General features: G+C 59.3%; 23 protein-coding genes. 15 read left to right on the forward strand and 8 right to left on the reverse strand.

The genetic code is table 11. From position 1 onward, the window contains the following. Positions 1 to 33 precede the first annotated feature (33 nt). Complete coding sequence (locus G5171_RS11310) at positions 34 to 969, forward strand: LysR family transcriptional regulator (protein WP_042053315.1); 936 nt, start codon at positions 34 to 36, stop codon at positions 967 to 969. A 182-nt stretch (positions 970 to 1,151) separates the two neighbouring features. Continuing rightward, positions 1,152 to 2,348, forward strand: coding sequence for a NupC/NupG family nucleoside CNT transporter (locus G5171_RS11315; RefSeq protein WP_005348874.1), 1,197 nt, complete (start codon positions 1,152 to 1,154; stop codon positions 2,346 to 2,348). A gap of 101 nt (positions 2,349 to 2,449) precedes the next feature. Here G5171_RS11315 and G5171_RS11320 read toward each other — a convergent pair whose 3' ends face one another. From G5171_RS11320 to G5171_RS11340, 5 genes are all read right to left on the reverse strand, one after another. Beyond that, on the reverse strand, positions 2,450 to 2,869 hold the full coding sequence (locus G5171_RS11320; protein WP_270905199.1) for a DUF4426 domain-containing protein: 420 nt from the start codon (positions 2,867 to 2,869) through the stop codon (positions 2,450 to 2,452). 43 nt (positions 2,870 to 2,912) lie between these two features. Continuing rightward, entirely contained in the window at positions 2,913 to 3,215 is a 303-nt protein-coding gene (yggU, locus tag G5171_RS11325; protein WP_005340341.1) for a DUF167 family protein YggU, read from the reverse strand. Further along, positions 3,215 to 3,766 (reverse strand): YggT family protein, encoded by a 552-nt coding sequence (locus tag G5171_RS11330; protein ID WP_005341416.1) that lies wholly within the window; start codon positions 3,764 to 3,766, stop codon positions 3,215 to 3,217. The genes yggU and G5171_RS11330 overlap by 1 nt, the downstream gene beginning before the upstream one ends. A gap of 11 nt (positions 3,767 to 3,777) precedes the next feature. After that, positions 3,778 to 4,602: a pyrroline-5-carboxylate reductase gene (gene proC, locus G5171_RS11335; RefSeq protein ID WP_421260197.1), complete on the reverse strand. Its 825-nt coding sequence runs from the start codon at positions 4,600 to 4,602 to the stop codon at positions 3,778 to 3,780. 141 nt (positions 4,603 to 4,743) lie between these two features. Continuing rightward, on the reverse strand, positions 4,744 to 5,445 hold the full coding sequence (locus G5171_RS11340; protein WP_421260198.1) for a YggS family pyridoxal phosphate-dependent enzyme: 702 nt from the start codon (positions 5,443 to 5,445) through the stop codon (positions 4,744 to 4,746). A gap of 39 nt (positions 5,446 to 5,484) precedes the next feature. Here G5171_RS11340 and tapT point away from each other — a divergent pair, with 39 nt between their 5' ends. The 4 genes from tapT (at position 5,485) to G5171_RS11360 (ending at position 9,098) form a co-directional block, all read left to right on the forward strand. Continuing rightward, positions 5,485 to 6,519, forward strand: a complete 1,035-nt coding sequence (gene tapT / locus G5171_RS11345) for a type IVa pilus ATPase TapT (protein WP_421250752.1) — start codon at positions 5,485 to 5,487, stop codon at positions 6,517 to 6,519. Positions 6,520 to 6,547: 28 nt separating this feature from the next. Continuing rightward, a complete protein-coding gene (gene tapU / locus G5171_RS11350; protein WP_421260226.1) occupies positions 6,548 to 7,657 on the forward strand; it encodes a type IVa pilus ATPase TapU in 1,110 nt (369 codons plus the stop codon). 47 nt (positions 7,658 to 7,704) lie between these two features. Continuing rightward, the gene (gene yaaA, locus G5171_RS11355) at positions 7,705 to 8,478 is read left to right on the forward strand and encodes a peroxide stress protein YaaA (protein ID WP_421260199.1); all 774 of its coding nucleotides are present in this window, start codon (positions 7,705 to 7,707) and stop codon (positions 8,476 to 8,478) included. Positions 8,479 to 8,672: 194 nt separating this feature from the next. Next, positions 8,673 to 9,098, forward strand: coding sequence for a hypothetical protein (locus G5171_RS11360; RefSeq protein WP_005340360.1), 426 nt, complete (start codon positions 8,673 to 8,675; stop codon positions 9,096 to 9,098). Positions 9,099 to 9,458: 360 nt separating this feature from the next. On the opposite strand, the gene G5171_RS11365 is transcribed toward G5171_RS11360, so the two are convergent. After that, positions 9,459 to 9,950 carry a methylated-DNA--[protein]-cysteine S-methyltransferase gene (locus tag G5171_RS11365; RefSeq protein ID WP_421260200.1) on the reverse strand — a complete coding sequence of 164 codons (492 nt, stop codon included), beginning with the start codon at positions 9,948 to 9,950 and terminating at the stop codon, positions 9,459 to 9,461. A gap of 25 nt (positions 9,951 to 9,975) precedes the next feature. Further along, a complete protein-coding gene (gene arfB / locus G5171_RS11370) occupies positions 9,976 to 10,392 on the reverse strand; it encodes an alternative ribosome rescue aminoacyl-tRNA hydrolase ArfB (protein ID WP_201990760.1) in 417 nt (138 codons plus the stop codon). 201 nt (positions 10,393 to 10,593) lie between these two features. On the opposite strand from arfB, the gene glnK reads away from it, so the two are divergent. From glnK to G5171_RS11395, 5 genes are all read left to right on the forward strand, one after another. Next, positions 10,594 to 10,932 carry a P-II family nitrogen regulator gene (glnK, locus tag G5171_RS11375; protein ID WP_005341406.1) on the forward strand — a complete coding sequence of 113 codons (339 nt, stop codon included), beginning with the start codon at positions 10,594 to 10,596 and terminating at the stop codon, positions 10,930 to 10,932. A gap of 258 nt (positions 10,933 to 11,190) precedes the next feature. Then, the gene (locus G5171_RS11380; protein WP_421260227.1) at positions 11,191 to 12,198 is read left to right on the forward strand and encodes a Fe(3+) ABC transporter substrate-binding protein; all 1,008 of its coding nucleotides are present in this window, start codon (positions 11,191 to 11,193) and stop codon (positions 12,196 to 12,198) included. A 39-nt stretch (positions 12,199 to 12,237) separates the two neighbouring features. Further along, the gene (locus G5171_RS11385; protein ID WP_421260201.1) at positions 12,238 to 13,863 is read left to right on the forward strand and encodes an ABC transporter permease; all 1,626 of its coding nucleotides are present in this window, start codon (positions 12,238 to 12,240) and stop codon (positions 13,861 to 13,863) included. A gap of 82 nt (positions 13,864 to 13,945) precedes the next feature. After that, entirely contained in the window at positions 13,946 to 14,980 is a 1,035-nt protein-coding gene (locus G5171_RS11390) for an ABC transporter ATP-binding protein (protein ID WP_421260202.1), read from the forward strand. A gap of 103 nt (positions 14,981 to 15,083) precedes the next feature. Further along, on the forward strand, positions 15,084 to 15,989 hold the full coding sequence (locus tag G5171_RS11395; protein ID WP_040067425.1) for a Dyp-type peroxidase: 906 nt from the start codon (positions 15,084 to 15,086) through the stop codon (positions 15,987 to 15,989). A gap of 90 nt (positions 15,990 to 16,079) precedes the next feature. On the opposite strand, the gene argR is transcribed toward G5171_RS11395, so the two are convergent. Next, complete coding sequence (argR, locus tag G5171_RS11400; protein ID WP_005340378.1) at positions 16,080 to 16,550, reverse strand: transcriptional regulator ArgR; 471 nt, start codon at positions 16,548 to 16,550, stop codon at positions 16,080 to 16,082. Between the two features lie 203 nt (positions 16,551 to 16,753). Here argR and G5171_RS11405 point away from each other — a divergent pair, with 203 nt between their 5' ends. Genes G5171_RS11405 through artM form a run of 4 tightly spaced genes read left to right on the forward strand, consistent with a single transcriptional unit; the run spans position 16,754 to position 19,576 of the window. Further along, entirely contained in the window at positions 16,754 to 17,494 is a 741-nt protein-coding gene (locus G5171_RS11405) for an ATP-binding cassette domain-containing protein (protein WP_416033002.1), read from the forward strand. A gap of 24 nt (positions 17,495 to 17,518) precedes the next feature. Beyond that, positions 17,519 to 18,256: a transporter substrate-binding domain-containing protein gene (locus tag G5171_RS11410; RefSeq protein WP_005340381.1), complete on the forward strand. Its 738-nt coding sequence runs from the start codon at positions 17,519 to 17,521 to the stop codon at positions 18,254 to 18,256. Positions 18,257 to 18,259: 3 nt separating this feature from the next. Continuing rightward, entirely contained in the window at positions 18,260 to 18,910 is a 651-nt protein-coding gene (gene artQ, locus G5171_RS11415) for an arginine ABC transporter permease ArtQ (RefSeq protein ID WP_421260203.1), read from the forward strand. Between the two features lie 3 nt (positions 18,911 to 18,913). After that, positions 18,914 to 19,576: an arginine ABC transporter permease ArtM gene (gene artM / locus G5171_RS11420; protein WP_420939100.1), complete on the forward strand. Its 663-nt coding sequence runs from the start codon at positions 18,914 to 18,916 to the stop codon at positions 19,574 to 19,576. Positions 19,577 to 19,669 lie beyond the last annotated feature (93 nt).

The raw sequence follows: 19,669 nt of genomic DNA on the forward strand, positions 1-19,669 counted from the left end.
TCCGGTTATCCTGTGCTGCAACGTCTTCCTCAAATGGTGATCTTCGATGCGCTGGTGCGCGAGCAGGGGATCTCTGCCGCCGCCCGTCGTCTCGGGGTCTCCAAATCCCATATCAGCAAGCAGCTGGCGCTGCTGGAGACCACCCTTGGCGCCCAGCTGGTGCAGCGCACCACCCGCCGCTTCGTCCTGACCGAGCTGGGTCAGGAGTATGCCCGTCACTGCCATGCGCTCGTGGCGGTGGCGCAGGAGGCTGACTCCATGATCGCCGAGCGGCGTGGCAAGGTGAGTGGCGTGCTCCATCTCGGGGTGGGCCAATCTTTTGGTCGTCTGCACGTCATTCCTCATCTCAAGGCGTTTCAGGATCGCTATCCCGAGCTGGAGCTGGAGGTCTCGCTGTTCGACCACAGAACCAATCTGGTGGATGAGGGGCTGGATCTCTGGCTCACCACCTATGAGGACAAGCCGGAAGGGCTGGTGGGACAGCGGCTGGCCGACATTGGCTTCGTGGTGGCGGCTTCGCCGGATTACCTGCTGAGCCACGGTACGCCGCTCCATCCCAAGGATCTGGCCCAGCACAACTGCATCACTTACCAGAGTCGGGAGCGGCGCTATCACCAGTGGTCGTTTCGCCAGGGCAAGGAGCGCCAGACGGTGCAGGTGGCGGGCAACTATCGGGTGGATATGGCGGAGGCGGTGCGGGATGCGGCACTGGCCGGGCTCGGCATCGCCTATATCGCCAACTACTTGCTGGACAAGGAGTTACAGAGCGGCAAGCTAATCCCGGTGTTGCCAGGATGGCGACCGAACCAGCAGATGGCGGTACACGCCGTTTATGCCAGGCGCGAACATCTGGATCCCAAGATCCGTCTCTTCATCGATTTCCTCAAGGCCCGCTTTGGCCCCGAACCCTATTGGGAGCAGCGACTGGTCCCCTGGCTCGGGGGTAAATTGTCCGGCAGTGAGGAATGATTGTTTCCATATAAAAACTCTCGATTTCTCCTGATACTAAAACCGAACCAAATCAGCCAGTTGGCGCAACCGATATCGTGCAAACGTTTTTTCTAACAGGGTTGTAACCAAGCGGACTTGCAGTGACGGGGGGAGAGGCGCAGAATCCGCGCCCATCTTTTGCCCCACCTGATGGAGTCCCTATGATTGCCCTGCTCGGCATCCTGAGTATCCTGGCGCTTGCCGTCATCTGCTCTGATAATCGTCGTCGTATCCCGTTGCGAACAGTTGGCCTTGCCCTCTGCCTGCAAATCATGTTTGCCGGTCTGGTGCTCTGGCTGCCTGCCGGTCAGCATGTGCTGAACGGGGTCAGCGAGAGCGTAAGCAGCGTGATTGGTTACGGTCAGGAGGGGATCGCCTTCCTATTCGGCGATCTGGCCAAGTTCAAGCTGGGCTTCATCTTTGCCTTCAACGTGTTGCCGGTCATCATCTTCTTCTCCGCGGTGATCGCCATCCTCTACCACATCGGCATCATGCCTCGGGTGATCGCCCTGCTGGGTGGTGGCTTGCAGAAATTGCTGGGCACCGGCCGTGCCGAGAGCCTCTCCGCGACTGCCAACATCTTCGTTGGCATGGTGGAGGCGCCGCTGGTGGTCAAACCCTACCTTTCCAAGATGTCCGACTCCCAGTTCTTCGCTGTGATGAGCTGTGGTCTCGCCTCCGTCGCCGGTGGCACCCTGGTGGGCTATGCCAGCCTCGGGGTTGAACTGAAATACCTGATCGCGGCAGCCTTCATGTCGGCCCCTGCCGGTCTGGCGATGGCCAAAATCCTGGTGCCGCCGGGAGCTGAAGAGGTCGATCACCATCAGGATGTGGAGATCCCCCGCGCTACCAACGTGATCGAAGCGGCGGCCGATGGCGCCATGTCTGGCCTCAATATCGCGGTGGCGGTCGGTGCCACCTTGCTGGCCTTCGTTGGCGTGATCGCCATGCTCAATGGCCTGCTCGGCTGGGCTGGCGGTCTGGTAGGGCTGGATCTGAGCTTCCAGATCATTCTGGGCTGGCTGTTTGCCCCCGTCTCCTGGCTGATCGGGGTACCCTGGGATCAGGCGCAAGCCGCTGGCGCCCTGATCGGTACCAAGATCGTGGTCAACGAGTTCGTCGCCTTTATCGGTCTGGTGCAGGATCAGACCCTGAGCGAGTCGAGCAAGGCCATCGTGACCTTCGCCCTGTGCGGCTTTGCCAACATCTCCTCCATGGCGATCCTGATCGGTGGTCTGGGCTCCATGGTGCCGGAGCGCAAATCCTTCATCGCCCGTTACGGCATGCGCGCCATTCTCTCCGGCGTGCTGGCGAACCTGATGAGCGCCTGTCTGGCCGGTCTGTTCCTCGCCCTGTAACCGCTGCGGTACGGAATAGATGTAACAAGGGCGCCCTGATGGCGCCCTTGTCATATGGATAAAATGAAGCCCCGGCCTTGGTCGGGGCTTCTTGTTGCTGCTCAGTCTACGTAGAAGGTCTGCTGGAAGCTGAGGTTCTGTTGCTGCCCACCGCCCATGATCTTCAGGGTGAACTGATAGGTATCTTCGTTGCGGTAGGGGAGGGTCGCCAGATAGTAGATGGCATCCCCCTCTTTTACCTCCTGAAAGTTCAGGGTGCGGATGGTACCGGTCAGGTTCTTGGCCTCACCGGTGATCCCCACGGCTTGCGCCACTTTCTGCTTGTCCTGTACCGCGATATTGATGATGGCGTTGTAGCGGCTGCGCTCCAGTCCATACGCTTTGGCGACCTCGGGGGTGAGGAAGCTGGAGTTGAAGGCGTTGTAGTGCACCAGCCAGGGCCCCAGCTCCTTAATCTGTTCTGCCTTGAGCGGCAGGGTCATCAGCAGTGCCAGCAGGCCACTCATCCAGGCTGTTTTCATCTGTCATCCCTCTCATATCTACGGTTGGCGCAGGCCGATTCATTCAGCCTTGCGTGTCATTCAGCAGTGCACTCACTTCTTGCGGCAACTGTTTGGGGCTGTCGATGGCGACGGTTTTGTGTCGCCCCAGCTCGCCCCGCACTATGGTGATCTGTCCCTTGGCTACCTTGAACTGCTTGGCCAGAAACTTGATCAGATGGCTGTTGGCCTGGCCATCAACCGGCGGCGCCGTGATGGCCACTTTTAGCTCTTCGCCATGCAATCCGATGATCTGATCCCGACTCGCCTTGGGCTGGATCACCAGATGCAGTACCAGTTCATCCCCTTGTTGCAGGACGGCTGGCATCAAATCATCCACCACAGCTGGCCAAACAGGTCACCCAGCAGGTAGTTGATGGCTTGCAGGCCGATAAAGGCGACCAGCACCGAGAGATCCAGTCCGCCCAGTGCCGGCAGTACGCGGCGGATAGGGGCGAGGAACGGCTCGGTCAGCTGATGCATCACGTATTCGATGGGGTTGCGGCCCTGGCTGACCCAGCTCAGGATGGCGCGGATCAGCAGTACCCAGAAGATCATCGAGCCCGCTTTCTTCAGCACGGTCAGCGCGGCAAACAGGCTGATGCTGAGCCAGTCCGCCAGCAGTACGTTCATGCTCTTGAGCAGGGCCAGCTTGGCGAAGGCGATGGCCAGCGCCAGCACCACGGAAGCGAGATCGATGCCACCAAAGCCCGGGATAACGCGGCGCAGCGGGATCACCAGCGGATTGGTCAGCTTGACCACCATCTGGCTCATCGGGTTGTAGAAGTCGGCGCGGGCCCACTGCAGCCAGACGCGCAGCAGGATCACCATCAGGTAGAGATCGAAAACGGTGTTAATCAGAAAGTAAGCAGTGTTCATCTGGGCTCCTGTTAGAAGAGGGTTTCCATTTCGGTGGCGCGAGCAACGGCCGCCTGCATGGCTTGTGCAGTCAGCGGCATCAGCCCCTGTTGCTGGAATGTCTTGATGGCTTCGGCTGTGGTGCCGCCCTTGCTGGTCACCTGCTCACGCAGGGTCTGCAGCGCCAGCTCCGGGTTTTGCTCCACCATGGCGGCTGCGCCCAGCGCGGTCTGCTGCACCAGCAGGCGAGCCTGCTCGGGCGAGAAGCCCATTGCCTCTGCCTCTTCGGCGATCGCCTGCATAAAGAGGAAGAAGTAGGCTGGGGCACTGCCCGCTGCGGCGATGATGCCGTTGATACCGGACTCCTGCTCCACCCAGAGGGTCTTGCCAACCGCCTGCATCATCTGCTCGGCAAACTCGCGATCCGCGGCGGCAATATGTTCGGGCGCGTAGAGACCGGTCATGCCCAGACCCAGCAGGGCAGGGGTATTGGGCATGGTGCGGATGATGCGGTCGTGGCCACCGGCCATCTCGCCAAGGCGCGCCACCTTGATGCCAGCCGCGATGGAGATGAGCAGCTTGCCCTCAAGGGATCCCAGCTCTTCAACCAGTGCTGCCAACATGCCGGCCATCAGCTGCGGTTTGACCGCCAGCACGATCACCTCGGCGCCTCGGGCCGCCTCGGCATTACTCTGGGTGATGCGAATGCCATGTTCGCTCGCCAGCGTCTCCAGCTTGGGCAGACTGGGGTTGGCAGCAGTGATCTGCCCGGCGGGATAACCCGCCTTGACCAGTCCGGCGATGATGCTGCGGCTCATGTTGCCCGCGCCGATAAAGGCCAGCGTTCTATGCTGCATCAGATGCTCCTGTTGCACATGGGGTCGCGGCGGGGTTGGCGCTGCCTGCACCACCTGACGCCAGAATTCGGTGTTCCATCAAACGCTCCTGTTGATGAAGTCGGGCAAGAGGCGGACGTATGGGTTATCCGCTGGCCTTGCCTATGAGTAGTCACGGGCGCCGAAGATGGCGGTGCCGACCCGCACCATGGTGCTGCCGTGGGCTATAGCCAGTTCAAGATCCTCGGTCATGCCCATCGAGAGGGTATCCACCGTGGGGTATTGTCGCGCAAGCTCGGTGAACAGAGTCTGCATACGGGTCATTTGGGCGGCCAGTACGCTCTCGTCACTGGTGTGTTCGGGAATTGCCATCAGCCCCCGCAGCACCAGTCGCTCACTTTGAGAGACCTGCTCGGCAAGGCGGAAAATCTCTTGTTCCGACGTTCCGGATTTACTGCTCTCTCCGCTAATATTGATTTGCAGACAAACATTTAGCGGTGCCATTGTAGTTGGGCGCTGGTTGTTGAGGCGGTCGATCAGCTTGTCCCGATCCACGCTCTGCACCCAGTCAAACCGTTCGGCGACCAGTTTGGATTTGTTCGATTGCAAAGGGCCGATAAAGTGCCACTCTATGTCGCTATATTCCGGCTGCTGGCGCAGGGTATCGATCTTGGCCGCTGCTTCCTGTGCGTAGGATTCGCCAAAGCAGCGCTGACCTGCAGCATGGGCAGCCATGATGGCCTCGACCGGCTTGGTCTTGCTCACGGCCAGCAGGCGGATCTGCTGCAGGTTGCGGCTCGCCCGTTCGGCGGCCTGGGTAATACGTTCCTTTACCTGAAACAGGTGCTGGGCAATCTGGTTCATATTTCGTTAGTGATCTTGTGATGGGAGAATGACAAGTCTATGGATATCACAGAGTTATTGGCTTTCAGTGTAAAGCATAAAGCCTCGGATCTACACCTCTCGGCCGGGGTTCCCCCGATGATCAGGGTTGATGGTGAGGTTCGCAAGATCAATTTGCCCGCCCTGGAACACCGGGAAGTGCATGGCCTCATTTACGACATCATGAACGACTATCAGCGCAAGGAGCTGGAAGAGAACTTCGAGGTCGACTTCTCGTTCGAGGTGCCCAATCTGGCCCGTTTCCGGGTCAACGCCTTCCAGCAGGCGCGCGGCTCGGGCGCGGTATTTCGTACCATCCCCAGCACTGTGCTGAGCCTCGAGGATCTCGATGCGCCGGAGATCTTCCGCAAGATCGCCGAGTTCCCGCGGGGTCTGGTACTGGTGACCGGCCCGACCGGTTCCGGTAAGTCGACCACCCTGGCGGCCATGGTCAACTACATCAACGAGAACTTCCATCACCACATCCTCACCATCGAGGACCCCATCGAATTCGTCCACGAGAACAAGCGCTGTCTGGTGAACCAGCGGGAAGTGCACCGGGATACCAAGAGCTTCAGCAACGCCCTGCGCTCGGCACTGCGGGAAGACCCGGACATCATTCTGGTGGGCGAAATGCGCGACCTTGAGACCATTCGTCTGGCCATGACTGCCGCCGAAACCGGCCACCTGGTGTTTGGCACCCTGCACACCTCGTCGGCGGCCAAGACCATCGACCGTATCATCGACGTCTTCCCCGGCGCGGAGAAGGACATGGTGCGCTCCATGCTCTCCGAATCCCTGCGGGCGGTTATCTCCCAGACCCTGCTCAAGCGTATCGGTGGCGGTCGGGTGGCGGCTCACGAGATCATGATGGGCATTCCGGCGGTGCGTAACCTGATCCGCGAGGACAAGATTGCCCAGCTCTACTCGGTGATCCAGACCGGGATGACCCACGGCATGCAGACCATGGATCAGAGCCTCAAGCAGCTGGTTAGTCGTGGCGTGGTGGCATCCCTTGATGCCAAGGCCAAGGCCGTGGATCCCAACAGCATTTAAGAGACTCGCACCCAGGGAGGGATAGATGATGAATCTGGATGATCTGCTGAGCGAGCTGGTCGAGCGAAAGGGATCGGATCTGTTTGTGACGGTGGGCTCGCCGCCCACCCTCAAGGTAAATGGCCATCTGGTGTCGCTGGGGGGTGAGGCGCTCGACAAGAGGGGGGCACTGACGCTGGTCAGGGATACCCTCAGCAGCGATCACTTCGAGCGCTATATCCGCACCAAGGAGGCCAACTACGCGATCTATCGCGAGGCGCTTGGCCGTTTTCGGGTCAGCGCCTTCTGGCAGCAGGAGCTGCCCGGCATGGTGGTGCGGCGTATCGAGACCCGCATTCCCACCTTTGAAGATTTGCAGCTACCCAAGATCCTGCAAGAGGTGGCGATGGCCAAGCGGGGGCTGGTGCTGTTTGTCGGCGCCACCGGGGCGGGCAAATCGACCACCCAGGCGGCGATGATCGGCTATCGCAACCAGCATGCCGATGGTCATATTCTGACGGTGGAAGATCCGGTGGAGTTCGTCCATCAGCATGGTCGCAGTCTGGTGACCCAGCGAGAGGTGGGGATCGACACCGAGTCGTTCGATGTGGCGCTGAAAAGTTCGCTGCGTCAGGCACCGGACGTGATCCTGATCGGTGAGATCCGCAGTCAGGAGACCATGGAGTTTGCCCTGCAGTTCGCCGAGACGGGCCATCTTTGTCTCGCCACTTTGCATGCCAACAATGCCAACCAGGCGCTGGATCGCATCCTCCATCTGGTACCGCAAGACAAACACCGCCAGTTCCTGTTCGATCTCTCTTTCAACCTCAAGGCCATCGTCGCTCAGCAGCTGGTGCCGAGTATGGATGGCAAGCGGCGCTGCGCTGCGTTCGAGATCCTGCTCAATACCCCGCTCATCACCGACATTATCCGCAAGGGAGAGATGCATCGCCTCAAGGAGGTGATGACCAAATCGACCGAGCTGGGTATGCAGACCTTCGATCAGGCGCTCTTCAGCCTGTTCTGCGCCGGCCAGATTGGCTACAGTGAGGCACTCGCCCACGCCGACTCGGCCAACGACCTGCGACTGCTGATCAAGCTCTCCGGTCGCGAGCGGCTCGGCACCGGCACGCTGGACAATGTGACGCTGGATGAATGAATCATGGGGCCGCTCTGCCGTTCGGCCCCTCGCCATAAAGGAACGTTATGCTGATTGTGGTTTCCCCGGCCAAGACGCTGGATTACGAGTCACCGCTGGTGACACCCTGTTTCACCCAACCCGAGCTGCTGGATCACTCCGCCGAACTGATTAGCCGGGCCCGCCAACTGAGCCCTGACCAGATCGCCACTCTGATGAAGATCAGCGACAAGCTGGCCGGTCTAAATGCCGCCCGTTTTGCCGAGTGGCAGCCAGATTTCACCCTCGCCAACGCCCGTCAGGCGCTGCTGGCTTTCAAGGGGGATGTCTACACCGGTTTGGCGGTAGAGGATTTCAGCGAGGCCGATTTTGACTTCGCTCAGGCGCACCTGCGGATGCTCTCCGGCCTCTACGGCGTGCTGCGCCCACTCGATCTGATGATGCCCTACCGGCTGGAGATGGGGACCAAGCTCGACAACGATCGCGGCAAGGATCTCTACCAGTTCTGGGGCGAGGTGATCACTCACCACCTCAACGACGCGCTGGCAGCCCAGGGGGATGAGGTGTTGATCAATCTGGCCTCCGACGAGTATTTCAAGTCGGTACGACCCAAGAGCCTGAAAGGGCGGATTGTCACACCGGTGTTCAAGGATGAGAAGAACGGCCAGTTCAAGATCATCAGCTTTTACGCCAAGAAGGCGCGCGGCATGATGGCTCGCCACATCATCAAGCACCGTCTGACCGAGGTGGAGCAGCTGACCGGTTTCAACGCCGAGGGCTACTACTTCGTGCCGGAAGAGTCGGACGCCAATACCCTGATGTTTAAACGCGCCGAAAATTAATTACAAAAAGAGGGAACCAATCTTTCGACCCACGGGTCTGAATATGTGAATCCTCTGTTGTAAGCACTTTTTATTCGCCGACGTTTGATACGTCGGCTTTTTTATTGCCGTTTTTATTGTCCATCGATTGCCTTCGCCGGGACTATGTGGTTCAGATAGACTCAAGACAGGGAGCGAGTCGTCGTGAGGTGAATATGGAACAGAAAAATGCCATTCGGCAGGTTGCCGTCCCTTGGGCTCCGTCCCGCCAGCTCCCACCCGGGCTGGTGGTTGCCGAGCTGCATCAGGATCTCTGGAGCGACTCTCTGACCATCATGCTGGGGCGGGCGCGCAGCATCGATCTGCCCCCGCAAATCCTCTGCCGGGTATATTTTCGCCATATCTACGCCCTGCGTGTTATCGAAGATTGCGATCTGGCCGAGGGGAAGGATAGTCACGCCATCGAAGAGCAGATCCAGCTCATCACCCCATCCCGTTTTGCCAGCTGGTTCCATCAGGAGTCGGACGGCCTGCATCTGGATGAAGATCTGCAGCACTATCGCATCTCGACCTGGGATTATTGCGCCGATGTGCTGACCTCCTCGGCGCCTGAACTGCAGTTCCTGCCCCAGAGCGAGTAACCAGCTGTTACGTCAGAGGCGAAGGATGATCCTTCGCCTCTTGGTTTTTGGGCTGGTGCAGATTTTGTGGCGCTCAGGCCACTCAACCTGGGTGGTAGCCTGTTGTGTTGGCACAAAAAAAGCGCCTCAGAGGAGGCGCGGGGAAAAGACAGATTGGAAGCGTCACATGGGTGCTACTTGAATCAGCGAATGAGCCGTGCCATTCAAGTATGGAGCCATCATGCCAAGCTCAATCTGAAGTAGTTCTGAGGCGATTCTTCATTTTCTGTTCATCTTGTCAGCAAAAGCGTGGCCACTGGCAGAAAGCCTTTTCATTCTGATTACGATATTATCCCGCCCCTCTCCGGGGCGGTCATCGTGTCATGGGGCCAGCTCGAATGCCGTGTCTGCCTGTTCCAGAGCCAGCAACCAGCGCTTGATGGGAATGCCGCCAGCATAGCCGGTCAGCTCGCCGCTGCGTCCGATCACTCGATGGCAGGGTACTATGATGCTCAGCGGATTGCGGCCGTTGGCAGCACCCACCGCCCGCACTGCCTTGGGATTGCCGATAGCCTGGGCAATCTCGAGATAGCTCACGGTCTCGCCATAGGGGATATCGCACAAAGCGTTCCACACCGATTGTTGAAACGGGGTGCCCTTCGCTGCCATGGGCAGATCGAACTGCTGCAATTTCCCGGCGAAATAGGCGTTGAACTGGGCAAGATAGGGCGCTAGCGCCTTGTCATCCCGTTGCCAGTCAGTTTGCGGCATGACGGGACGCTCCCCGTGCATGAACTCCACGTGGCGCAGGCCATCCTGATCGATGGCGACCAGCAGCGGGCCGCGGGCGCTGTCGCAAAAACTGTATCTCATCGGCTAACATCCTTTGGGGGCTGGCTCAGTCCAGAACCGGTTTGCCGCGGGCGGACTTGATATCCCCCTTGCGTTTCTTGGCATCGACCCGTTTGCGCTGGGAGCTGCGGGTCGGCTTGGTGGCATGACGAGCCTTGGGGCGCCAGGCTGCTTTCTTCAGCAACTCCATCAGACGGCTCATCGCCTCCTTGCGGTTCATGTCCTGGCTGCGATGGCTCTCGACCCGGATCAGGATAAAGCCATCGTGTACCCGGCTATCGCTCAGCTTGTCGAGACCCTCCTTGTAGAGGGGCGTCAGGCTGGGAGAGTTGCGGTAATCGAAGCGCAACCAGACGGCGGAGTCGGTCTTGTTGACGTGCTGTCCACCGTTGCCTTGTGCCCGCATGGTCTGAAATTGCAGCTCATGCCAGGGAATCGTGACGCTGTTGGAGATAACTAACATGCTGTTTTGCTCTTGTTTGGTGCATACCCGCTGACCGCTGCAGCATGGTGCCTCATTATGGGGCGTGCTGGCCAGTTATGGGGATGTGCCTGGCGAATGGCGCCGACATTAAACTCTATCTATATGAAATAAAACAATAAAAATACTTGGCATAAGAATTGAAACCCGATTCATGACACACCATGGATTGGGAGCAACCAGATGAAGCTGATTAGTGCGATTATCAAACCGTTCAAGTTGGACGATGTCCGCGAGGCTATTGCCAACCTGGGGGTGGAAGGGCTGACCGTGTCCGAGGTCAAGGGATTTGGCCGCCAGAAGGGACACACCGAATTATACCGGGGAGCCGAGTATCAGGTCGACTTCCTGCCCAAGGTGAAGCTGGAGATTGCCACCGCTGATGATAACGTGGAAGGGGTGATCGAGGCGATCTGCAAGGCGGCCTATACCGGCAAGATCGGCGACGGCAAGATTTTTGTCTACGACTTGCTGCAAGCGGTGCGCATCCGCACCGGCGAGAGTGACGACGAGGCGCTGTGATGAACCGCATCCGTGACGTACAGATCTGTTGACCTCCCGATCTCGGGGAATCCCGATGTCGTGAGCGCTTATTGAAGCCTGATCAACATAACGTTTTGCTCAGAAGAGGTCGAATGGGATTCCATCCGGCCCTTTTCATTTATGGGCGATTAAATATGTGATGTGGCGACGGCGAGCTTTCTTGATCCGCTTATAAGATGTATGCAGAATGCAAACGGAAATCGTTATCACTCTGTATAGCTAATCAAGGAATGGATGATGAAAATGAAGATGTTGGCACTGGCTTTCTCTGCGTTGGCAGCTCAGTCGGCATTGGCGGCCGGGGAAGTGAATGTCTACTCCAACCGGCAGGATGAGCTGATCAAGCCCATCATCCAGCAGTTCGAGAAGGAATCTGGCATCAAGGTGAACGTGGTGTTCGCCAAAGAGGGGTTGAACGAGCGTCTGGAGCGGGAAGGCAAACTCTCTCCGGCCGACCTGATGCTGACCGTCGATATCAGCCGTCTGACCGATCTGGTGGACAAGGGGCTGGTGCAGCCGGTGGACAGCAAGATCCTGCAGGAGAACATCCCCGCCATCTATCGTGATCCGGAGAATCGCTGGTTCGCCCTGACCACCCGGGTTCGCGCCATCTACTCCAGCAAGGAGCGCCTCGGCAAGCTCGATACCATCAGCTACGAAGATCTGGCCAAACCGGAATTCAAAGGGAAAATCTGCACCCGCAGCGGCAAGCATGAGTACAATGTGGCGCTGGTCTCCTCCATGATTGCCCATCACGGCATGGCCGAGACCAAAACCTGGCTGGAAGGGGTCAAGGCCAACCTGGCGCGCAAGCCGCAGGGCAACGACCGGGATCAGGTCAAGGCGATCAAGGATGGTATCTGTGACGTGTCGCTCGGCAACAGCTACTATCTGGGCGCCATGTTGAAAGATCCGTCGCAGAAGTCCTGGGCGGATGCGGTCTATATCAACTTCCCGAACCAGGCTGACCGCGGTGCCCACGTCAACGTGAGCGGCGTGGCCATGACCAAGTATGCCAAGAACAAGGCCGAGGCCCAGAAGCTGATGGAGTTTCTGGCTGGTGACACCGCCCAGCACATGTATGCGGACGTGAACGCCGAATATCCGGTCAAGGCCGGAGTCGAGCCTTCCGCCATGGTCAAGTCCTGGGGCAGTTTCAAGTCTGACCCACTACCGGTCAGCGATTACGCCAAGCACCGCAAGGACGCCTTGCAGTTGCTGGATGAAGTGAAGTTCGACTTGTAATCAGATGGGGCCAACGGCCCCATCAACATCTGTGGTCTCATGAAAAATTTTGGATGGATGACCGGCAGCTGGGCTATCGCCCTGCTGCTGGGTTTACCGGTTATAGCCCTGCTTTTCTCTGGCTTCTCGGCTGAGGGGGAGCTGTTTCGCCACCTCGCCGATACCGTGCTGCTCGACTATCTGGCCAATACTCTGGGGCTGGTGGTCGGCGTAGTATTGCTAAGCCTGCTGTTTGGCGTGCCTACCGCTTGGCTGGTGGCCATGTGTCAGGTACCGGGACGGCGTGCCCTGCAGTGGGCCTTGATGCTGCCAATGGCCATGCCCTCCTATATCGTCGCCTACGTCTATACCGACTTGCTCGATTACTCGGGCCCGCTACAAGCCGGGTTGCGAGCGCTCTTTGGCTGGAACAGTCCGGCCGATTACTGGTTTCCTGCCATTCGCTCCCTTGGTGGCGCCTCCTGGGTGCTGGCGCTGGTGCTGTTCCCCTATGTCTATCTGCTAACCCGCGCCTCTTTTCTCGAGCAGTCAGTCAGCCTGATCCACTCCAGCCGCCTGCTCGGCTGTACCCCGTGGCAGAGCTTTCGTCGTCTCAGTCTGCCGCTGGCGCGCCCCGCCATCATGGTGGCGGTATCGTTGGTGGCGATGGAGACGCTGGCCGATTTCGCCACCGTCCACTTCTTTGCCATCAACACCCTGACCACGGCGGTCTACGACACCTGGCTTGGCTATGGCAGTCTGGCCACCGCGGCCAAACTCTCCTGCCTGATGCTGCTGGCTGTGGTGCTGCTGATCGCGCTGGAGCGCCGCTCGCGCAGTCGGCAGCAGGTGTTCCAGAAGTCCATGGGCCATGAGCAGCCGCTGCGCTATCCGCTCAAGGGGATGAGTCGCGCTCTGGCCGCATTTTGGTGCTGGGGGCTGGTGCTGGCCGGTTTCGGCCTGCCGTTTGTCATCCTGCTCGATTACGGGGTGCGCTACTTCGAATTGTCGTGGACGCCGGAGTTTGTCCGCTTTGCCGGCAACAGCTTGGCTATCTCGGCGCTGACCGCTCTGCTGGCGATGGGCATCGCCCTGCTGCTCGGCTTCTGCCGTCGCCTCGATGGCGGGATAAAGAGTTTGTTGCCCCTGCGCATCGCCGCCATGGGCTACGCCATGCCGGGTACCGTGCTTGCCATCGGTGTGCTGGTGCCGCTCACCGCCCTCGACTTTGCCATCAACGATCTGGCCGAGTGGCTCGGGCGTCAGGGCCCGGGCTTGCTGCTGACCGGCACCATCACCGCCATCGTGTTCGGTTATCTGGTACGCTTCGTGGCCATTGCCATCGGCTCGGTGGATAGCAGCATGGGCAAGATCTCCCCCAGCCTCGACATGGCTGCCCGCTCTCTGGGGCAAGGGGATGGCGCTATGCTGCGTCGGGTCCATCTGCCGCTGGTGCGCCGCGGTCTGTTTGCCGGTGCCATGCTGGTGTTTATCGAATCCATGAAGGAGCTGCCCGCCGCCCTGCTGCTGCGGCCGTTCAACTTCGATACCCTGGCGACCCACGTCTACCAGTTCGTCTCGGACGAGATGCTGGAGCGCGGTGCGCTGGGGGCCATCGTTATCGTGCTGGTGGGACTGTTGCCGCTGATCTGGGTCAACCGCAGTCTGGACAGTCCGGGCCACTGAGTCGCCGCGTCGGTCAATGAAATTGCATGCGGTGTGCTGAACCGAAAGGCAGCGCGCCGCCAGAAACGAGAGGAAGTCAGCCTTGTCCTGTTTGCAGGTTGAAAATGTCAGCTGCCGTTACAACGGCCGCAATGTGCTGGAGCAGCTCTCCCTGACGGTGGCAGACAACGAGATCGTCTGCCTGCTGGGGGCCAGTGGCTGCGGCAAAACCACGCTGCTCAAGGCTATCGCCGGCTTGCTACCGTTGGCAGAGGGCTCGATTCGCCTCGGTGATACCCAGCTCGACGGGCCGGGTGCCAGCGTGCCGCCCGAGGCGCGCAACATCGGCATGATCTTTCAGGATTACGCCCTCTTTCCCCACCTGACGGTGGCTGACAATGTTGGCTTTGGCCTGACCAAACTCGATCGCCGCGCCCGCCAGCAGCAGGTGGACGAGGCGCTGGCGCTGGTCAATCTGCAGGGGCTGGGGGATCGTTATCCGCACCAGCTCTCCGGTGGTCAGCAGCAGCGGGTAGCCATCGCCAGGGCGCTGGTGTGCAAGCCGCGGCTGATGCTGCTGGATGAACCCTTCTCCAACATCGACACCCAGGTGCGGATGAAGCTGATCCTCGAGATCCGCGCCCTGCTCAAGCAGCAAGGGATTGGCGCCATCTTCGTCAGCCACAGCAAGGAAGAGGCGTTTGCCTTCGCCGATCGGCTTGCGCTGTTTCGCGCCGGTCACATCGAGCAAGTGGGCCAGCCGGAGCAGCTCTATCGCCGTCCGCAAAACCGCTTCGTGGCGGAGTTTCTCGGCGGGGTCAACTATCTGGCCGCCGAGGTGGTGGACAGCCACTGCGTGCAGACGGCGCTCGGGGTCATTTGTGGCAGCGAGCCTCATGGCCGCGCGGTGGGTGAGCAGTTGCAGCTGATGCTCAGACCCCAGCAGTTGTTGCTGAAGAGCGCCGCAGATGGGGAGCTCAAGGTGGTGGAGCAGCAGTTCCTCGGCCACCACTGCCGGGTGCTGTTCGAGTGTGGCGATCTGCAGCTGGAGGCGAGCATTGGCGAGCCTCTTGATGGGATGCGGGCACGGATCAAGGTTTCCCCCCATGGGCTGGTGTTGTTTGACCCTTTGCCCTGAACGCGTGATATCGTCGTGAAATCAAAGAACTGGATCCACTCTGGTTTATAATCGCGCAACGCAAATAGCCCGTAACGCTAACGCCTACTCAGGGGAGAGATATATGAAAGCCCAAGCCGGGATCTGCGCAGAGCCGAATCTGCACGCCCTCTATCTGATGTTCAATCGTACCGGCGATGCCGCCGAACTGGTCGGCCGTCTGGCCAAACTGCCCGCCCTGTGGCAAGCGGTGGCTGCCGATTTCCCCGATGCCGGTTTCAGCGGTCTGGTTGCCGTTGGCGCCGATGCCTGGGATGGTCTCTATCCTGCCGCCCGTCCGCCCCAGTTCCGCAGCTTTATGGCGCAATCCGCCAACGGTCAGGAAGCGCCCAACACCCCGTTTGATCTCTTTATTCAGCTGCGCGCCGATCGGGTGGATGTGCTGCACCACGCCGGTCACCGTGTGATGGCACTGCTGGCCGGACTGGTAGAGCTGGCCGAAGAGGTGCGCGGTTTCCGCAATCTGGATTGCCGCGATCTGACCGGTTTCGTAGATGGCACCGAGAACCCGCAGGATGAACACCGTGCCGAAGTGGCGCTGCTGGCTGATGGCGAGTTTGCCGGTGGCTCCTACATTCACGTCCAGCGCTGGGTCCACGCCATGAGCGACTGGGAGAAGCTGGCGCAGAAAGAGCAGGAAGACATTATCGGTCGCACCAAGCCCGACAATATCGAGTATGAGTCTGCCGCCAAGCCGCTGACCGCCCACATCAAGCGGGTCAACCTCAAAACCCCGAAAGGGGAGTCCATGGAGATCCTGCGCCAGAGCATGCCCTGGGGCACCATGACCGAGCAGGGACTCTACTTCATCTCCTGCTGCCGCACACCGCAGCACTTCAACGCCATGCTGGCCAGCATGTACAAAGGCGAGGGCAGCCACTTTGATCACCTGCTGCGCTTCACCAAGGCAGTGACCGGTGCGGCCTTCTTCGCCCCATCTGAAGGTTTTCTGATGGCGCAGGGCAAATAAGCCCGCCTGACGAAGACTCAGAAAACAAAAATCCCGGCCTTGGCCGGGATTTTTCGTTCTGGCGTGACCGCTATGATGCGGTAGCGGCCATTACGGGGTCTGTTCGAACAGCTCGAGGGCGGAGAGGTAGAGCTCTTCGATATCGGTGTCGCTGGTCGGGGTGATGAAGATGGTGTCATCACCGGCGATGGTGCCGAGGATCCCCTCTGCCTTGCCGAGGGAATCGAGCAGGCGGGCGATCAGCTGGGCTGCGCCCGGGCTGGTGTGGATCACCACCAGTGCGCCGTTGTGATCGACGTCCAGTACCAGATTCTTGAGCGGGCTGGAGGTGGTGGGCACACCCAGCTCCACCGGCAGGCAGTAGACCATCTCCATCTTGGCATTGCGGGTGCGAACGGCGCCGAAGCGGCTCAGCATGCGCGATACCTTGGACTGGTTGATGTTTTCGAAGCCCAGTTCTTGCAGGGCAGTGACGATTTCTGCCTGGGAGCCAAAGCGCTCTTCTTTCAGCAAGGCTTTAAAGGCCTTGGCCAGTTTTTCTTGCTTGTCGTTATGTTTCATCTTGGTCTCACGAATGAGGAGGTGTGGCGGCCTGTTTCAGAGCCAGGCGGCAGATACGAACAGCGTGGCTATTTTGCATTCATATGCCGTTTTTTGCAAGGAAGCGGCGCTTGTTCTGCATATTGATTCAAAAATGGCTTGCATCAACCTTTATAAGGGATAGAATCAGGACGAAATTTTGAAAACTTATTCAATTGGGCTGTATGGGTATTGAATTAATAGGTGTCGAGAAGTCCTGGCACAAGGTGCCGGTTCTGCAACAGGTCAGCTTTCGGACATCGCCCGGTGAAACCTTGGTGTTGCTGGGCCCGAGCGGTGCTGGTAAGAGTTCTCTGCTACGGATGATGAACCTGCTGGATACCCCGGATGCGGGTGTTCTGCGGATTGGCGAAAGTGAATTTTCTTTCCCGAACTCCCTCTCTGCTGCCGAATTCAACCGCCAGTCCCAACTGCTGCGTCGCAAGGTGGGGATGGTGTTCCAGCAGTACAATCTCTGGCCACATCTCACCGTGATGGAGAATCTCATCGAAGCGCCGGTCAAGGTGCTTGGCATGAGCAAGGAGGCCGCCATCGAGAAGGGGGCCTATCTGCTGGCCCAGCTGCAACTGGCCGACAAGCGCGATGCTTGGCCTGCCCGTCTCTCTGGCGGTCAGCAGCAGCGGGTGGCCATTGCCCGTACCCTGATGATGGACCCGGAAGTGCTGCTGTTTGACGAGCCGACAGCAGCCCTCGATCCCGAGATCACCAAAGAGGTGGCCGAGATCATCCGCAACTTGAGCCAGACCGGCATTACCCAGGTGGTGGTGACCCACGAGGTCGACTTTGCCCGCAAGGTAGCCAGCCAGGTGATTTATCTGGAGAAGGGGCGGATCATCGAATCCGGCACCGCTGCCATTTTCCAATCCCCGCAAACCAGCCGGTTTGCCGAATTCTTGATGCATTGATATTGAATCGATAAGGAAGCTGTCATGAAAAAGAGTCTGTTGTTGGTTGCTGCCATGGGCCTGTTGAGTACCTCCGTCATGGCCAAAGAGATCAAGTTCGCCACCGAGGCCACCTACGCGCCGTTCGAATACCTGGATGACAAGAACGAGTTTCAGGGTTTTGACATCGATCTGGCGCGCGCCATCTGCGAGCAGGCCAAGCTGGAGTGCAGCTTCCACAACCAGGCCTTTGACAGCCTGATCCCCAGCCTGAAATTCCGTCGCTACGATGCCGCCATCGCCGCCATGGACGTAACCCCTGAGCGGGCCGCTCAGGTCGATTTCTCCGACATCTATTACGAGAACTCGGCAGTATTCGTCGCCAAGAAAGGGGCCTTCAAGGGGCCGGAAGAGATGGTCGACAAGACGGTCGGCGTGCAGAACGGCACCTCTCACCAGTCCTATCTGGTGGATAACTGGGTGAGCAAGGGTCTGCTGACCGTGCCGTACGCCAGCTACCAGAGCGCCTTCCTCGACATGATGAATGGCCGTACCGACGGTGTCTTTGCCGATACTGCCGTTGCTGCCGACTGGCTGAAGCAGCACAAGGAGTATGCGGTGGTGGGTGCGCCGGTGACCGATGCCAAGTACTTCGGTACCGGCTTTGGCATCGCGGTCGCCAAGGGCAATCAGGAGCTGCTGACCCAGCTGAACAAGGGGCTGGCCGAGATCAAGGCCAACGGCACCTATCAGAAAATCTTCGACAAATACTTCGCGCAGTAAGCCATGTTGAGCCTGTTGTTGGATGCAGCCTGGATGACCCTCGGGCTGGCCTTGGCATCACTGGTCGGGGGCATGGTATTGGCACTGGCGTTCAGTGCCGCCGAGCTCAGCAAGCAGCGTGCATTGGTGTGGCCAGTGGCCACCCTGACCACGCTGATCCGTGGCCTGCCCGAGTTGCTGGTGGTGCTGTTCATCTACTTCGGCTCGACCCAGGTGCTGTTCCTCATCACTGGCGAGTATGTGGAGTTCAGCCCGTTCGCCTGTGGCGTGCTGGCGCTCTCCCTGCTGTTCGCCAGCTATGCAACCCAGACCCTGCGGGCGGCGCTCAATGTGGTGCCTTCAGGTCAACGGCTGGCGGCGCTGGCGTTGGGGTTGAGCAAGAGCCACATCTTCTTTCGCATCGTGTTGCCGCAGGCGTGGCGTCACGCCCTGCCGGGCCTCGGCAACCAGTGGCTGGTATTGCTGAAAGATACCGCGCTGGTGTCGCTTATCGGGGTGAACGAGATGATGCGTCAGGCCCAGATGGCCTCGGCCAGTACCTATCAGCCCTTCACCTGGTATGCCGCTGCGGCCCTCATCTATCTGGCCATCAGTCTGGTGAGTGAATATGGCCTCGGGCTGGCTGCCCGCTACACCCGCCGCTACGGAGGCTAACTGATGCAAGAGTATCTCGTTACGTTGCTGGGCGGTCTTGTCACCACGCTGGAGCTGACCCTGTTCAGCCTGCTGCTGGGGATTGTGTTGGCAGCCCTGATGACCTGGGTGTTGGAGCTGCGCCTGCCGGTAGCGACCCAGCTGGTGCAGCTGTGGGTGCTGCTCTTTACCGGCACGCCGCTGCTCATTCAGATCTTCCTGATTTACTACGGGCCGGGCCAGTTTGAGTGGCTGAAAGCCAGCCCGCTCTGGCCGATGCTCAAGCAGCCCTGGTTCTGCGCCGTGCTGGCGCTGGGTCTCAACACGGCGGCCTACTCCACCCGATTGTTCAAGGGGGCGCTCGATGCCATCCCGGCCGGTGAAGTAGAGGCGTGTCGTGCGCTTGGCTTTAACGGCCGCCAGACCTTGTGGATGAAGGTGCGCCATGCCGCCCGTCATCTGGTGCCTGCCTACTCCAACGAGGTGATCCTGGTGCTCAAGGGGAGCTCCCTCGCCAGTACCATCACCATCATGGACATCATGGGGCTGGCACAGGGGTTGAACGCCCAGACCTACGATACCCTGGCGGTGTTCGGGGTGGCTGGTGGGCTTTATCTGGCGATGAACGGATTGTTAACAATTGGTTTTCGCTGGTGTGAAAAACGGGCGCTGGCATTCCAATCCTGAGACCTTCAAATCTACCTCTTTATGGTAAGGAGAAGTGCAGAAAAACTGTGCTTTTCCTCCAACTTTTTGTATTTCCCTCCAATTTTTGCTCCC

Origin of the sequence: Aeromonas sp. 600774 (assembly GCF_049175075.1) — a bacterium.
Lineage (GTDB): Bacteria > Pseudomonadota > Gammaproteobacteria > Enterobacterales > Aeromonadaceae > Aeromonas > Aeromonas veronii_A.

Coding starts and splice junctions, on each gene's coding strand:
- G5171_RS11405 (WP_416033002.1), top strand. CDS start 16,754: ATGGGTATTGAATTAATAGGTGTCGAGAAGTCCTGGCACAAGGTGCCG.
- G5171_RS11395 (WP_040067425.1), top strand. CDS start 15,084: ATGAAAGCCCAAGCCGGGATCTGCGCAGAGCCGAATCTGCACGCCCTC.
- glnK (WP_005341406.1), top strand. CDS start 10,594: ATGAAGCTGATTAGTGCGATTATCAAACCGTTCAAGTTGGACGATGTC.
- G5171_RS11385 (WP_421260201.1), top strand. CDS start 12,238: ATGAAAAATTTTGGATGGATGACCGGCAGCTGGGCTATCGCCCTGCTG.
- G5171_RS11330 (WP_005341416.1), bottom strand. CDS start 3,766: ATGAACACTGCTTACTTTCTGATTAACACCGTTTTCGATCTCTACCTG.
- tapU (WP_421260226.1), top strand. CDS start 6,548: ATGAATCTGGATGATCTGCTGAGCGAGCTGGTCGAGCGAAAGGGATCG.
- artM (WP_420939100.1), top strand. CDS start 18,914: ATGCAAGAGTATCTCGTTACGTTGCTGGGCGGTCTTGTCACCACGCTG.
- G5171_RS11310 (WP_042053315.1), top strand. CDS start 34: ATGGTGATCTTCGATGCGCTGGTGCGCGAGCAGGGGATCTCTGCCGCC.
- G5171_RS11320 (WP_270905199.1), bottom strand. CDS start 2,869: ATGAAAACAGCCTGGATGAGTGGCCTGCTGGCACTGCTGATGACCCTG.
- tapT (WP_421250752.1), top strand. CDS start 5,485: ATGGATATCACAGAGTTATTGGCTTTCAGTGTAAAGCATAAAGCCTCG.
- argR (WP_005340378.1), bottom strand. CDS start 16,550: ATGAAACATAACGACAAGCAAGAAAAACTGGCCAAGGCCTTTAAAGCC.
- G5171_RS11380 (WP_421260227.1), top strand. CDS start 11,191: ATGAAAATGAAGATGTTGGCACTGGCTTTCTCTGCGTTGGCAGCTCAG.
- G5171_RS11410 (WP_005340381.1), top strand. CDS start 17,519: ATGAAAAAGAGTCTGTTGTTGGTTGCTGCCATGGGCCTGTTGAGTACC.
- G5171_RS11315 (WP_005348874.1), top strand. CDS start 1,152: ATGATTGCCCTGCTCGGCATCCTGAGTATCCTGGCGCTTGCCGTCATC.
- proC (WP_421260197.1), bottom strand. CDS start 4,602: ATGCAGCATAGAACGCTGGCCTTTATCGGCGCGGGCAACATGAGCCGC.
- G5171_RS11360 (WP_005340360.1), top strand. CDS start 8,673: ATGGAACAGAAAAATGCCATTCGGCAGGTTGCCGTCCCTTGGGCTCCG.
- arfB (WP_201990760.1), bottom strand. CDS start 10,392: ATGTTAGTTATCTCCAACAGCGTCACGATTCCCTGGCATGAGCTGCAA.
- G5171_RS11340 (WP_421260198.1), bottom strand. CDS start 5,445: ATGAACCAGATTGCCCAGCACCTGTTTCAGGTAAAGGAACGTATTACC.
- G5171_RS11365 (WP_421260200.1), bottom strand. CDS start 9,950: ATGAGATACAGTTTTTGCGACAGCGCCCGCGGCCCGCTGCTGGTCGCC.
- artQ (WP_421260203.1), top strand. CDS start 18,260: ATGTTGAGCCTGTTGTTGGATGCAGCCTGGATGACCCTCGGGCTGGCC.
- yggU (WP_005340341.1), bottom strand. CDS start 3,215: ATGCCAGCCGTCCTGCAACAAGGGGATGAACTGGTACTGCATCTGGTG.
- yaaA (WP_421260199.1), top strand. CDS start 7,705: ATGCTGATTGTGGTTTCCCCGGCCAAGACGCTGGATTACGAGTCACCG.